Consider the following 13,552-nt stretch of genomic DNA (forward strand, 5'->3'; position numbering starts at 1 on the left):
AGGTGGCGCTCCCTGACCGGCGTGGAGACCGAGGTGGCGCTCCCTGACCGGCGTGGAGACCGAGGTGGCGCTCCCCGACCAGGCGTGGAGACCGAGATCACCGCGTATTCGGTCCAGCCCCTGGTGTTCGACGGCACCGAGACCCGGTGATCGCGACAGCGGGCCCGGTCACCGGACTCCCCGGTTCACCGGACCCGCCCCTTCCGGCGCCTCAGCCCACCCGGCAGGGCAAGCTGTTCGCGCTGTCATCGCCCGGCCCGGAGACGACATACCCGAATGTCGTGCTCTTGCCCGGGGCCAGCGAGCCGTTCCAGTTGGCGTTGTGGACCATCACCGCCTGGCCGTTGTAGGTCGCGCTGCCGCTCCACAGGCTCTCGACCTTCTGGCCCGCTGGGAGCCTCCAGTCGACCATCCAGCCGAGCATCGGGACCGTACCGGTGTTGGTGACGGTCACCTCGGACTGGTAGCCGCCGTTCCAGGTGCCCGTGGTCTTGCGGGTGGCCGTGCAGGTGCCGGGCACCGGCTCGGTCGGGTTGCCCGGCTCCTTGATGCCGGTCACCTCGCCGTTGCCGCCGTCGAAGACGACGTCGGAGCAGGAGTAGAAGGTCTCCTGGCTGTCGGAGCGCTGCCAGACCATGTAGATGATGTGGCGGCCCGACTTGCCCTCGGGGAGCTTGCCGTTCCAGGAGTAGTTGGCCTCGACCGTGCCCGGGGAGCCGTTCAGCGGCGGGTGGTCGACGCTCAGGAACGGCCGCTCCTCCATGTCGTTCCAGGTGAGCGTCTTCGTCGGGTCGAAGCCGTCCTTGGTGATGTAGACGTAGAACCAGCCCGGGTGCGCCGCCCAGGCGTTGTACGAGAAGTCGACCGTCGCGCCCGAGGTGAGGTGGGTGAGCGGCCAGTCCTTGCTGGGCGTGTTGAAGCCGGTGAAGTTGGTGTTGCCGCCGCTGCACAGCTCGCCGTCCGGTACGAAGCCCTTGGTGCGGCCGGCGCCGTCCGAGCGCAGCACCGAGAACCAGTTGTAGAACGGCGTGGTGCCGCTGACCTGCTGCGCACCCCGGCACGCGGGGTTCACCGGCTTGATCTCGCCGGTGTCGGTCAGCCCGTCCTGCCAGCACAGGAACGTGCGGCTGCCGGGCTTCATGGGTGTGCCGTGCGCCTCCGCCTCGCCCCCGGTCGTCATGACCAGGCCGATGGCCGGGACGGTGACGAGGAGGGAGAGGAGTACGAGGAAGAAGGCTCTGGCCCGGGCGGGGAGTGATGAGCGGGGCATCGTGGATCCTCCCGGCTTGCTTGTCAGGATCATGACAGCACCGTCCGTTCGTGGGGGTACGGACCTGCGGATGTGTGTGCGCCGGTGCGCGGGATGGGAGCGACTCGAAGGCGGGTTCCGGTCCACCCTGATGGGAGCGCTCCCACCCCACATGGTGCGGAAGGTAGCGCCAGGCGGCACAGATGTAAACGCCTCGCGGCCACCGGAAGGGCGCACGAGCCCGTTCGGGTGAGAACAGCGCGCGCTCGCGTCGCGGTGCTCGCAGACTGCGGACAAGGGGTCCTTTCGCTCTGCGCGACTCGGACGGGCATGGCGAAAGGACCCCTCAGCGCACGGCCCGGCACGTGGAGAGCAGGAGGCTGTCATGACATGCATGCCGAGTGAGGACGTCGAGTTCCACGACGCGATCAAGGAGGTCTTCCGCAGGTACCCGGAGGCGCAGGGCAAATACGCACTGTCCAGCCTCGCTCTGGAGAACCGGATGAAGATCGACTTCAGCGAGAAGGTCGGAGTCTCCCGGGTCGACGGCGACAGCATCATCACCGAGTTCAAGGACCGGAAGTCGGTGGTCCGGACGCAGCACTGCTTGAAGTGGAACTTCAACTACACCGAATGCCTGCACTGGGAAGAGGTGCTGGAGTAGGCCGGGGCGACGAGGTGTCAGCCTCCCGGTCCGGCCAAGAGGTCGCCGCACAGGGCAAGTTGACTTTACTTTCCCTTTGAGGTTGGCTGCGGCTTCGGCCATCATGATCCGGGGGGATCCTTTGAACCGCACCATCCGCGCAGCCGTCTGCGCCGTCGCCGTCACCGGTCTCGCGTTCGGCCTCACCGCCTGCTCAGAGGCGGTCGACCAGGTCGACAAGGCCGTGGACGAGACGTACGAGGTCACCTACGAGGTCACGGGGAAGAACATCGACTCGATCGAATTCCACGGCGGCGGTGGCAAGGCCATGGAACCGAAGATCGAGTCGGTGTCGAAGCCCAAGCTGCCCTGGAAGAAGACGGTCACGCTGCGCGGCATCATGCCCGCGGCGGTCATGCCGGTCGCCGCGGACCCTGAGGGGGCCCAGGTCACCTGCAAGATCATCCACAAGGGCAAGGTGCTCGAGGAGCAGAGCGCCGACGGCCTGGTGACCGCCGGCGGCTGCACGGCGGAGTCCCCGATCACGGGATGAGCCGTGGCAGGGCCGGCGGGGTGGCGCAGCCTCCGGGCTGCGCCATCGGCGTCTGCCGGCTGGACCGGTGTCGTCTCCCGCCCGCTTGAGCGAGCCCGGTCGCCCGGCTCCGGCTCACCACGGGGCAACGCACCCCAGCCGTCACCCGCTGCTCACGATCATTCGCGCCGGTCGTCCAACACCGTTTCCAGCCACCCCAGTTGGCGCCGCACCTGCACCGCGTCACCCCCCTCGTGCCCGTTGAACGGATACGCGTGGATCTCCTTGCGCGGCTCCGTCCCCGTCAGCTCGGCATAGCGGTTGAAGGCGGCGTACGTCCCGCTCGGCGGGCACACCGTGTCCCGCAGTCCCACCCCGAAATGAGCCGGAGCCTGCGCGCGGCGGGCGAAGGAGACGCCCTCGACGTAGGACAGGGTGCGGTACACGGCGTGCTCGGCGCCCCGGTGGACCGACAGGTACGCGGCGATCTCGCCGTACGGGCCCGCGTCGGTGAGGTCGAGGGCGCGGCGGATTCCGCACAGGAACGGGGCGGTGACCAGCACGGCGGCCAGGTCCGGGACGAGCCCCGCCACCGCCAGGGCCAGCCCTGCGCCCTGGCTGTTGCCGACCGCCACGGCCCGCGCCGGATCGACACCGGGCAGCCCCCGCACCGCCGCGACCGCGCGCACCGCGTCCGTGATCAGGCGCCGGTAGTGGTAGTCCGCGGCGGCGAGCAGCCCGCGCACCGCCGGCCCGGGCCCGCCCGGCGCGAGCGCGTGGGGATCGGGCGTGTCACCACCGCACCCGTACTGGTCGCCCTGGCCGCGGTTGTCCATGAGCAGATGCGCGTACCCGGCGTTGACCCAGGTGAGGCGTTCGTGGGGGAGCCCCCGGCCGCGCCCGTACCCGGCGAACTCGACGACGGCCGGCAGGAGTTCGCCGGCCCCGGCGGGCCGGCTGAACCACGCCCGCACCGGGTCGCCCGCGAAGCCCCGGAAGGTCACGTCCCAGGTCCGCGTCAGCCGCAGTCCCGTCTCCACCGGCCGCACCGACACCAGAGGGTCCGTCTGCCCCGCCTCCTTCAGCGTGCTCGTCCAGAACGCGTCGAAGTCGGCGGGCTCCTCGATGTCCGGGCGGTGGCGCTCCAGTTCCGTCAGGGGCAGGTCGAACGCGGGCACGGCGGCACCTCGCAGGAGTCGGTGGTCGTCCAGAAACTTGCGACGCGGAAGGGTCGGTCGGCCCCTGGGGTCTACCCAGCTTCGACGGCGTTCCAACGCGCCCCAGGCGTCCCACCCGACCGCGCGGTACCCATTGACAGCGCTTTCTTCTGCCCATAAGTTGCCGCGAAGTTACCGGTAGAAGCTCGAAAGTTTCGGTTCCGCGTCCCATGCCCACGGGAGGCCCGAGCAATGAGCACGTCCACCACATCGGCCCCGCCGGGCACCGAGGACCCGCCTCCGGCCCGGGCCGCGCCCCGCCGCGGCAGACGGGTGCCCGCCCGGACCGGCTGGCGGCGGGCGCTGCGCCGCGACTGGCAGTTGTACTCCCTGGCGATCCTGCCGCTGCTGTTCTTCCTGGTCTTCCGCTATCTGCCGATGATCGGCAACGTGATCGCCTTCCGGCGCTTCGAGCCCGGAAGGTCGATCTTCGGCGAGGAGTGGGTGGGGCTGCGCTATGTGCAGATGTTCCTCAACGACCCCACCTTCTGGCAGGTGTTCCGCAACACCCTGTGGATCGGCGGGCTCACGCTGCTGTTCTGCTTCCCGGTCCCGATCGTGCTGGCGTTGCTGCTCAACGAGGTGCGCCGGCGCTCCCTGAAGCGGTTCGTGCAGTCGGTGTCGTACCTTCCGCACTTCCTGTCGATCGTGATCGTCGCGGGCATCACGATGCAGATGCTGGCCAGTGACGGGCCCGTCAACCACGTCATCGGCTGGCTGGGCCACGAACCGATCCGCTTCATCCAGGAACCCGAATGGTTCCGCACGATCTACGTCGGCTCGGAGATCTGGCAGACCGCCGGCTGGGGCACGATCCTCTACCTCGCCGCGCTCACCACCATCGACGAGGACCTGTACGAGGCGGCGCGGATCGACGGCGCCAACCGCTGGCAGCAGATCTGGCACGTCACCCTGCCCGGCATCCGGCCCACCATGGTCACGCTGCTGATCCTCAACATCGGCACGTTCATGGCGGTCGGATTCGAGAAGGTCCTGCTGCTGTACAACCCGCTGACGTATCCGACCGCCGACGTGATCTCGACCTACGTCTACCGGTCCGGTGTGGAGTCCAACAGCTTCAGTTACGCCGCCGCCATCGGACTGTTCGAGGCGATCATCGGCCTGGTCCTCATCGTCTCCGCCAACCAGCTCTCGCGTCGCACGGTGGGGACGAGCCTGTGGTGAAGCCGAGCCGCTCCTACCGGGTCTTCCAGGGCGTCAACGGGGTGATCCTCACCCTGGTCGTGCTGGTGACCCTGTATCCCTTCACCAACATCCTCGCGCGGTCCTTCAGCGGGGAGCGGCAGATCCGTGCCGGTGAGGTGACCCTGCTGCCGAAGGGGTTCAACCTCACCACGTACGAGATCGTGTTCCAGGATTCGATGTTCTGGCGGAACTACGGCAACACCGTGCTGTACACGGTCGTGGCGACGGTCGTGGCCATGGTCCTGACGACGTGTTACGCCTACGTGCTGTCCAAGAAGCACCTCAAGGGCCGCGGCGTGCTCGTCGGGATCGCCGTGTTCACCATGTTCTTCACCGGCGGTCTGATCCCGAACTACCTCCTGGTCACCAACCTCGGGCTGAAGAACAGCGTCTGGGCGATCGCGCTGCCGAACGCGATCAGCGTCTTCAACCTGCTGGTGATGAAGGCCTTCTTCGAGAACCTGCCGACCGACCTGGAGGAGGCCGCCCAGATCGACGGCCTGAGCACCTACGGCATCCTCCTCAGGATCGTGCTGCCGCTGTCCAAGGCGGTCGTGGCGACGATGGTGCTCTTCTACTCGGTGTCCTTCTGGAACTCCTGGTTCAGCGCCTTCCTCTACATGGACCGGACCGATCTGATGCCGGTCACCGTCTACCTCCGCAACCTCATCCAGGGCGCCACCGGCGGCGGCAACGCGGGCGCCGGCACCGAGCAGCTCAGCCAGGTCGGCGCGAACATCCAGTCGGTGACCATCGTGCTGACCGCCCTGCCGATCCTCTGCGTGTACCCGTTCGTCCAGCGCTACTTCGTCTCGGGCGTGATGCTCGGCGCGGTCAAGGGCTGACGCCGCCCACCCGGCTCGCCTACGGAACAACTCGCATACGGAACAAAGGAGTCTCCGTGCAGAACGCAGGACAGCTCTCGCGGCGCCAGATCCTCGCCGCCGCCGGATTCATCGGCCTCGCCACGGTCACCGGCTGCGGCAGCGGAGACGACGGCGGGGACGGCAAGGACCTGTCGAAGAAGCAGGACGGCGCCATGAAGAACTACCGGGCGGGACAGCAGTTCAAGGCGGCCAAGCCCCTGTCCTTCTCGGTGCTGCACAACAACAACCCGGTCTACCCCATGAAGGACGGCTGGCTGTTCTGGAAAGAGCTCAGCAAGCGCACCGGGGTGACCCTCAAGCCGATCGACGTCCCGCTCGCCGACTACGAGAAGAAGCGCAGCGTCCTCATCGGGGCCGGGGACGCCCCCTTCCTCATCCCGAAGACGTACCACCCCTCCGAGGTCGCCTTCGTCTCCTCGGGCGCCGTCCTCCCGGTCAGCGACTACGTCAAGCTGATGCCCAACTTCCGCGACAAGGTGCGCAAGTGGAAGCTGGAGCCCGAGCTCGACTCCATCCGCCAGTCCGACGGCAGGTACTACCTGCTGCCCGGCCTGCACGAGAAGGTCAAGTCCGGCTACTCGCTGTCCTTCCGCACGGACGTCCTCGACAAGCACGGCCTGGCCCTCCCCACCACCTGGGACGAGGTGTACGACGTCCTCAAGGCGCTCAAGGAGGAGTATCCCGGCAAGTACCCCTTCTCCGACCGCTGGAGCACCAACACCCCGTTCCCCTGCGGCGCCCTGTTCCTCTATCTCGGCCAGGCCTTCGGCGTCAGGGCCGGATGGGGGTACGACAACATCAGCTTCGACGACAAGGCGCAGCAGTTCGTTTTCACGGGCGCCCAGGACGGCTACCGCCAGATGGTCGAGTACCTGCGGAAGCTGGTCGCCGAGAAGCTCATGGACCCCGAGAGCTTCAGCCAGACCGACGACCAGGCGCTGCAGAAGCTGCTCGCCGAGAAGTCCTACGCGATGAGCGCCAACCCCCAGGTCCTGGTTCAGGACTACCGGTACAACCTTGAGAAGCAGGTCGAGGGCGCGAAGATCGAGATGGTTCCGGTGCCGCTCGGCCCCGCCGGCCCCGTGGTGCTGGGCGGCAGCCGGCTGGAGAACGGCGTGATGATCTCCAGCAAGGCGCTGAAGAGCGACAGCTTCGTCGCCATGATGCAGTTCGTGGACTGGCTCTGGTACTCGGACGAGGGCCAGCGGCTGGCCCGCTGGGGTGTCGAGGGCGTCACGTACACCCGCTCCGGAAGCCGGTACGAGCTGAAGCCCGGCATCAGTCTCATGGGTTCCGACCCGGACGCCCCGAAGGACATGCAGAAGGACTACGGCTTCTACAACGGCGTCTTCGCCTACGGCGGCAGCTGGGAACTCGTCTCCTCCATGTTCAGCCCGGACGAGAAGAAGTTCCAGGCCACCATGGCCCAGCGCCGGCAGCTCCCCGTCGCCCCGGCCCATCCCCTTCAGTCCTTCGAGCAGGAGCAGGCGACCCTCTGGGACACCCCGCTCAAGGACACCGTCATCCAGAACACCCTGCAGTTCGTCCTCGGCAAGCGCCCGCTGTCCCAGTGGGACGCCTACCTCGCCGAGCTGAAGTCGAAGAACATGCAGCGGCTCGTCGACCTGCACAACAAGGCGTACGAGCGGTTCAGGAAGGAGAACGGGTGATCCGCGTCCCCGGCCCGCCCCGACGGGACGTAAGGCACCGGCCCGGCCGTGGGGCCGCGGCATGAGCACCGTACGCGCCTCCGGCTTCGGCACCGGAACCCTCTCCAGCGCCTGCGCCCTCATCCACACCCTGCTGACCGTCGAGGCGCTGCTCCTCCTCACCGCCTCCCCGGGGCTGGCCGCACTGCTGCTGCTCGGCCCCGACCCGGCGAACCTCCCCCTCGCGGCCCCGTGCCTGCTGCCCCTCGGGCCCGCCCTGTCCGCCGCGCTCTACGCCCTCCACCACCGCAGCCGCGACCTCACCGAGCTGCACCCGGCCCACACCTACCTGCGCGGCCTGCGGCTCAACGCCGTACCGGCACTGAAGGTCTGGGCCCCCCTGCTGGCCTGGCTGACGGTCATCGCCTTCACCCTCACCCACTTCTCCGCCACCGGCCTGCCCGGCTGGTGGGCCCTGCTGCTCGCGGCGATCGGCGCCGGCTGCCTCCTGTGGGGCGCGCACGCCCTCGTCCTGACCTCGCTGTTCGCCTTCCGCACACGGGACACCGCCCGCCTCGCCGCGTACTTCCTGTTCCGGCACGGCCGCGCCACCCTCGCCGTCGCCTCCCTGCTGGTCCTGACGGCCGCGTCGGCGAGCCTGCTGACCGAGGCCGTGGCCGCCCTGCTGGCCGCCCCGCTGCTGCTGTCCCTGCTGCACGGAAGCCGCCCGGTGATCGCCGAGACGCGGAAGGACTTCACCACATGACGCACAAGATCCGCTACGGCGGCGACTACAGCCCCGAGCAGTGGCCCCAGGAGGTCTGGGACGAGGACCACCGGCTGTTCACCCGGGCCGGGATCGACACCCTCACCGTCGGCGTCTTCACCTGGTCCCTCACCCAGCCGGCCCCCGACACCTACGACTTCACGATCCTGGACCGCGTCCTGGACCGGGCCGCCGCCGAGGGGCGCCGGGTCTGCCTGGCCACCGGCACCGCCGCCCTCCCGCCCTGGCTCGCGAAGCAGCACCCCGAGGTCAACCGCACCGACTTCGAGGGCCGCCGCCACCGCTACGGCCAGCGCCACAACTTCTGCCCCAGCTCACCGGCGTACCGCGAACACGCCACCGCGCTGGCCTCCCGTCTCGCCGAACGCTACGCGCACCACCCGGCCCTGCTCGCCTGGCACATCAACAACGAGTACGGCGGCGCCTGCTACTGCGACCTGTGCGCCGAGGCGTTCCGGCAGTGGCTCCGGGACCGGCACGGCACCCTCGACGCCCTCAACGACGCCTGGTGGACCACCTTCTGGTCGCACCGCTACACCGACTGGGACCAGATCGAGCCGCCGAACGCCCTCACCGAGCACTGGCGCGGCCCCGACCACACCGCCTTCCAGGGCATCACGCTCGACTGGTTCCGCTTCACCACCGACGCCCTCCTCGGCTGCTTCCTGGCCGAGAAGGAGGTGATCCGCGCCCACGACCCTGACACGCCCGTCACCACCAACTTCATGGGCACCTTTCGCCCCCTCGACTACCACCGCTGGGCGCCCCACCTGGACTTCGCATCCTGGGACAACTACCCGGCCCTCGACGCGCCGCCGACCCGGCCCGCCCTCGCCCACGACCTGATGCGCGGCCTGAAGAACGGCGCCCCCTTCTGGCTGATGGAGCAGACCCCGTCCACGACGGCCTGCCGTGACGTCAACCCGCTCCGGCGGCCCGGCGAACTCCGCCTCGCCACCTTCCAGGCGATCGCCCACGGCGCGGACGCCGCCCTCTACTTCCAGATGCGCGCCTCCCGGGGCGCCTGCGAGAAGTACCACGGGGCCGTCATCGGCCACGCGGGCCGCGACGACACCCGCGTCTTCCGCGAAGTCGCCGCCCTCGGAGGCGAGTTGGAGGCCCTGGGCGGCCGGACGCTCGACGCCCGCACCCCCGCCCGCACCGCTCTGCTCTTCGACTGGGACAGCTGGTGGGCCCTGGAGATCTCCGACGGCCCGTCCCGGCTGGTGAAGTACCCGGACGTGGTCCACGCCTACTACCGGGCCGCCCGGGAGGCGGGCGCCGACGTGGACGTGATCCCGCAGACCGCCGACCTCACTCCCTGCGACGTGGTCCTCGCCCCCGCCCTCCACATGGTCAAGGGCGACCTCGCCGCCCGCCTCGAAGCCGTCGCCGCACGCGGCGGCACGGTCCTGGCCACCTTCCTCTCCGGCCGCGTCGACGAGCACGACCGCGCGTTCCCCACCGACGTCCCCGGGCCGCTCGCACCCCTCATGGGCATCCGCGTCGACGAATGGGACGCCCGCCCGCCGGAGTTCACCCAGCCCGTCCCCGAGCTGGGTACCGAGGCCCGACTCGTCTTCGAGATCGTGCGGACGCGCGGCGCGGAACCGATCGCCACCTACGGCACCGACTTCTACGCGGGCACCCCCGCGGTCCTGCGCAACCCGTACGGCGACGGCGAGGGCTGGTACGTCGCCACCGCCCTCGACCAGCGGGGCGTCGACGAGGTCGTCCGCAGGATCCTGACCCGCCACGACCTGCTCGGCCCCTACGCCGGCCACCCGGCGGTCGAGACGGCGACCCGTGTCGCCCCCGACGGCACCCGCCTGCTCTTCCTCCTCAACCACGCCCCCGAACCGGCCCGCCTCACCGCCCACACCACCGCCACCGACCTGCTCACCGGCAAGCGGCTGGACCAGGGCGAAACCCTGGTCCTCGACCCCTTGGGCGTGGCGATCCTTCATTGAAGTGCTCTCCCGGCTGAAGCAGGGAGATTCCTGCCTACCTTGCGGTGGTGGGTTTGACGCCACGTGTGCGCCTGACGACTGCCCTCCCGGCAGCCGGGACGAGCGCGAGGCCCATCCGAAACAGATGCAAGACGTTTCGGGCGGCGTTGTGGTCGGCATTGCCCGACCACCCGCAGTCCGCGTTCTTGCAGACGAACGTGGCCTGGTCTTCCCGGCTACCCGGCGTGGTGTATCCGCAGGCCGAGCAGCGCTGGGAGGTGCCGGGAGCGGGAACCTTGACGAGGGTCCCGCCGCGCTGGGCGAGTTTGTACGTCAGCATCGTGACCGTGCGGCCCACATGCCTCCTGGCTGATGGAGCGGTTGAGTTCCAGCCTTCTGTGCGACGTTCTTCCCCGGTTGTTCGATGGTGCCCCGGGCGGACTTGACCATGTTCGTGATGTGCAAGTGTTCGACCACCACGGTGCTGGCTCTGGTCGCCTCGCTGGAATCCGAATCCTGATGTGCGCACTGGCCGTCATGTGGTCTACAACCTGTACGTCTACTTGGTGTTCGTCACCAAGACACCGACGCCATGGAGCTCTCCGAGCTGGTCAACTCCCTCAGGGCGTTTCCGCCCAGCTGCTGCGCAAGGAGCGCTGCGCGCACGTGCCGGTTCCTGTGGGGGCGGACACCTTTGCTCCGCAGTGATGCCCGGCGCTCCGCGTCGGGAAGCCGAGGAAGAATTTCACCTCTGCACTGAAGGGCGGAGCACTGCGCAAGATCAAAGATGAATCCGCCGCCCCCGCCCGTCCGGCACCCCGGACTTGCGGAAGAAGTAGCTGTTGACCTGGTCGCGCCACTCGCGGGCACCGCGGAGCTGCTCCTCGTAGCGCTCCGCCACCCGCGCGTGGCACGCCGGGTCCACCAGCCCGGCCAGGGACGCCCACACCGACCGGGCCTCCTCGACCTCCTCGACACCCTCGAAGTGCGTGTCGTAGATGTGCTGGATGACGGTCTTCCCGCTCTTCAGCACATGCCCGTACGGCACGTGGTGGAAGAACAGCAGCAGCTCGTCCGGGCAGGTGTCCGGCGATGCGTAGAGCCCGGCCCACGGTTCGCCGTACTGCCCGGCGAAGCCCGTACCGCTCTTCACGGTGCGGTCGACGCCGATCCCGTCCCGGTCGGCGAAGTGGTAGGTCCCCCACGGGCTGTACTCGTACCCGTCCACGCTCGGCCCGTAGTGGTGCCCCGGCTGCACCATGAATCCCACGCCCAGGGGAGCGGTGTACTTCTCGTACGTCCGCCAGGAGCCGTCGAGCACGGCGTGCAGCCCGTCGGCCAACCGCGGGGAGGCCTCCGGGAAGCTGAGCCCGATCCACTCGTCGAGCACCGCGCGCGGCTCGGCGTCCGGCCGCCAGGCCAGCCGCCCGAAGGTGTACAGGTTGGCCTGCGCCAGCGGATGCCCCGTCCAGAACGGGTCGTCACCGGCGTTCGACACCGCGACGAGCCCGCCCCGCGCCAACTCGCCTGCCGTCCGGCCCGGTTCCGGCCGGAACCGCAGGACCTCACTCCACATCGGACCCAGCCAGCACACATGCCGCTGCTGCCCGGTGTACTCCTGGGTGGCCTGCAACTCCACCGCCAGCCGGGTCCGTGGCATCGCACCGATCAGCGGCGAGACCGGTTCACGCACCTGGAAGTCCATCGGTCCGTGCTTCACCTGGAGCACGGCGTTGCCGGCGAACTCCCCGTCCAGCGGCACGAAATGGTCGTACGCGGCCCGGGCCCGGTCGGTCGTGCGGTCCCGCCAGTCCTGCCGGTGGTCGTAGACGAACGCCCGCCAGTGCACCGTGCCGCCGAACGGCTCCAGGGCCGCCGCCAGCAGGTTCGCGCCCTCGGCGTGACTGCGGCCGTACGCGAACGGCCCCGGCTGCCCCTCCGAGTCCGCCTTCACCACGTACCCGCCGAAGTCGGGTATCGCCTCGTACACCCGGCGCGTCGCCTCGGCCCACCAGCCGCGCACCGCTCCGTCCAGCGGATCGGCGGTGGACAGCCCGCCCAGCGTGATCGGCGCGGCGAAGGAGACCGACAGGTGGGTGCGGATGCCGTAGGGCCGCAACGCCCCGGCGATGTCGGCCACTTCACCGATGCGGTCGGTCAGCAGGCGCGCCTCGGCCGCGTGCACATTGACGTTGTTCACGGAGACGGCGTTGATCCCGCACGCCGCCAGCAGCCTGCCGTACGCCCGCACCCGGTCGAGTTCGCCCCGCGCCCTCCCGTCCCGCCAGAACAGCGAGCCGCCCGCGTACCCGCGCTCCACCTGGCCCATGACCGGGTGCACGGCCACGTTGTCCCAGTGGTCGAGCATGCGCAGGGGGAGCGCGGGACGGTGTGTCTCCCCGGCCCGTCCGCCGGTGAAGGCCGTTTCGCCGAGGCGTACGACATGGAACAGCCCGTACAGCAGTCCGCGTCCGCCCCGGGCGGTGACGGTTGTCGTGCCGCCCTCCCGCGCGCAGGTGAAACCCTCCTCGCCGAGGAGTTCCGGTCCCTGGGCACCGAGGTCGAGGACCAGGTCGTACGAGCCGTCCGCTACGGCGTCCCGCACGACCCGGCCCCCGAACCGCCGGCAGGCCTGGGCCACCTCCCCGTGCACCGTCTCCACCAGGGGACCCGATCCGCGGATCAGCGTCCTGCGGCTGCCGACCGCCCGGAAGGCGGCGGGCGGCAGCCAGGCCGGGTCGACACCCTCGGGCAGGACGGGCGGCACGGGAAGCGGCATCGAACCCCCAACTCGGTTGCACGGAACAGCAGTTGGAACATTGTCGACGTGTCCTCACGTCGAGGACCAGGCGGCACCTCTCGTACGTACCCGGCGATCTCACGGTGAACGCGCGGGGCTGCCGGTCCCAGACGGAGGACTGCCCGGAGCGCCGGTCCAGCGTCTGCCAGGCCGTGCCGTCGGAGGAGCCCTGGGGCGTCCACCGGGCCGGTGCCTTCGCCGGTCCGCCGACGACGTCAGCGGGTACTCGACCGCCCCGGCGTCCTTCGGGACCGGCAGGTCCACGGACGTCACCGCGGCGTCCGTCGCCGACGCGTCCTCGAACAGGGCACCGTCGCCCTCCAGCACGTCCGCGCGAGGCGTCGGCACCTCGTCGTCCCGGGGGATCGACACGGGCGCGGCATCGCCGCCCGTGCCCCAGGGCGACGGGCGCGGACCCATGTCGAAAGCGAAGGCGGTCGCCGACACGACCGCCGAACCCCATTTGTGCCGAGCTTTCCGCAGCATCTACGGGTACCCTCCCTGCGCAGTGGACAACGTTGTCAGCTTCGACGCGCAAAGATCAGTGGTTGCCCAAATGCCCGGGAGTGTCAAGGGTGTTGCTTGTGGCGTTCAGGGGTGATGGCCGGGATATTTCCGCCGAGGAGCAGACGC

Annotated in this window: 10 protein-coding genes and 2 pseudogenes; 7 read left to right on the top strand and 5 right to left on the bottom strand. The window is 69.5% G+C overall.

Going from position 1 to position 13,552, the window contains the following annotated elements; translation table 11 throughout:
- Positions 1–211: 211 nt before the first annotated feature.
- Positions 212–1,270, bottom strand: a complete 1,059-nt coding sequence (locus ACFY9S_RS17565) for a lytic polysaccharide monooxygenase (protein WP_391128973.1) — start codon at positions 1,268–1,270, stop codon at positions 212–214.
- Between the two features lie 373 nt (positions 1,271–1,643).
- On the opposite strand from ACFY9S_RS17565, the gene ACFY9S_RS17570 reads away from it, so the two are divergent.
- Together ACFY9S_RS17570 and ACFY9S_RS17575 are read left to right on the top strand one after the other, a co-directional pair.
- On the top strand, positions 1,644–1,913 hold the full coding sequence (locus ACFY9S_RS17570; RefSeq protein WP_391128976.1) for a hypothetical protein: 270 nt from the start codon (positions 1,644–1,646) through the stop codon (positions 1,911–1,913).
- A 121-nt stretch (positions 1,914–2,034) separates the two neighbouring features.
- Entirely contained in the window at positions 2,035–2,445 is a 411-nt protein-coding gene (locus ACFY9S_RS17575) for an MmpS family transport accessory protein (RefSeq protein WP_102912621.1), read from the top strand.
- A 158-nt stretch (positions 2,446–2,603) separates the two neighbouring features.
- Here ACFY9S_RS17575 and ACFY9S_RS17580 read toward each other — a convergent pair whose 3' ends face one another.
- Positions 2,604–3,602, bottom strand: coding sequence for an acetylxylan esterase (locus ACFY9S_RS17580; RefSeq protein ID WP_391128980.1), 999 nt, complete (start codon positions 3,600–3,602; stop codon positions 2,604–2,606).
- A 231-nt stretch (positions 3,603–3,833) separates the two neighbouring features.
- On the opposite strand from ACFY9S_RS17580, the gene ACFY9S_RS17585 reads away from it, so the two are divergent.
- The 5 genes from ACFY9S_RS17585 to ACFY9S_RS17605 all read left to right on the top strand — a co-directional run bounded on the left by ACFY9S_RS17585 (position 3,834) and on the right by ACFY9S_RS17605 (position 10,140).
- Positions 3,834–4,826, top strand: coding sequence for an ABC transporter permease subunit (locus tag ACFY9S_RS17585; protein WP_391128982.1), 993 nt, complete (start codon positions 3,834–3,836; stop codon positions 4,824–4,826).
- The gene (locus ACFY9S_RS17590; protein ID WP_391128985.1) at positions 4,820–5,692 is read left to right on the top strand and encodes an ABC transporter permease subunit; all 873 of its coding nucleotides are present in this window, start codon (positions 4,820–4,822) and stop codon (positions 5,690–5,692) included. Before ACFY9S_RS17585 ends, ACFY9S_RS17590 begins: the two co-directional genes overlap by 7 nt.
- Before the next feature lie 56 nt (positions 5,693–5,748).
- Positions 5,749–7,404 (top strand): extracellular solute-binding protein, encoded by a 1,656-nt coding sequence (locus ACFY9S_RS17595; RefSeq protein WP_391128988.1) that lies wholly within the window; start codon positions 5,749–5,751, stop codon positions 7,402–7,404.
- Between the two features lie 61 nt (positions 7,405–7,465).
- Positions 7,466–8,149: a hypothetical protein gene (locus tag ACFY9S_RS17600; protein ID WP_391128991.1), complete on the top strand. Its 684-nt coding sequence runs from the start codon at positions 7,466–7,468 to the stop codon at positions 8,147–8,149.
- Positions 8,146–10,140, top strand: coding sequence for a beta-galactosidase (locus ACFY9S_RS17605; RefSeq protein ID WP_391128994.1), 1,995 nt, complete (start codon positions 8,146–8,148; stop codon positions 10,138–10,140). The genes ACFY9S_RS17600 and ACFY9S_RS17605 overlap by 4 nt, the downstream gene beginning before the upstream one ends.
- Positions 10,141–10,174: 34 nt before the next feature.
- Here ACFY9S_RS17605 and ACFY9S_RS17610 read toward each other — a convergent pair.
- From ACFY9S_RS17610 to ACFY9S_RS17620, 3 genes and pseudogenes are all read right to left on the bottom strand, one after another.
- Positions 10,175–10,605: pseudogene (locus ACFY9S_RS17610) on the bottom strand (zinc ribbon domain-containing protein); the annotation flags it as partial.
- Between the two features lie 295 nt (positions 10,606–10,900).
- Positions 10,901–12,898 carry an alpha-glucuronidase gene (locus tag ACFY9S_RS17615; RefSeq protein ID WP_391128997.1) on the bottom strand — a complete coding sequence of 666 codons (1,998 nt, stop codon included), beginning with the start codon at positions 12,896–12,898 and terminating at the stop codon, positions 10,901–10,903.
- A 58-nt stretch (positions 12,899–12,956) separates the two neighbouring features.
- Positions 12,957–13,348: pseudogene (locus tag ACFY9S_RS17620) on the bottom strand (glycoside hydrolase family 92 protein); the annotation flags it as partial.
- Between the last annotated feature and the right edge of the window lie 204 nt (positions 13,349–13,552).

Source organism: Streptomyces sp. NPDC012474, from assembly GCF_042955185.1.
GTDB classification, from domain to species: domain Bacteria; phylum Actinomycetota; class Actinomycetes; order Streptomycetales; family Streptomycetaceae; genus Streptomyces; species Streptomyces cahuitamycinicus.

Bases quoted from the DNA above. Each gene is read 5' to 3' on its own strand.
- ACFY9S_RS17565 (WP_391128973.1), bottom strand. From the start codon at position 1,270: ATGCCCCGCTCATCACTCCCCGCCCGGGCCAGAGCCTTCTTCCTCGTA.
- ACFY9S_RS17615 (WP_391128997.1), bottom strand. From the start codon at position 12,898: ATGCCGCTTCCCGTGCCGCCCGTCCTGCCCGAGGGTGTCGACCCGGCC.
- ACFY9S_RS17600 (WP_391128991.1), top strand. From the start codon at position 7,466: ATGAGCACCGTACGCGCCTCCGGCTTCGGCACCGGAACCCTCTCCAGC.
- ACFY9S_RS17585 (WP_391128982.1), top strand. From the start codon at position 3,834: ATGAGCACGTCCACCACATCGGCCCCGCCGGGCACCGAGGACCCGCCT.
- ACFY9S_RS17605 (WP_391128994.1), top strand. From the start codon at position 8,146: ATGACGCACAAGATCCGCTACGGCGGCGACTACAGCCCCGAGCAGTGG.
- ACFY9S_RS17570 (WP_391128976.1), top strand. From the start codon at position 1,644: ATGCCGAGTGAGGACGTCGAGTTCCACGACGCGATCAAGGAGGTCTTC.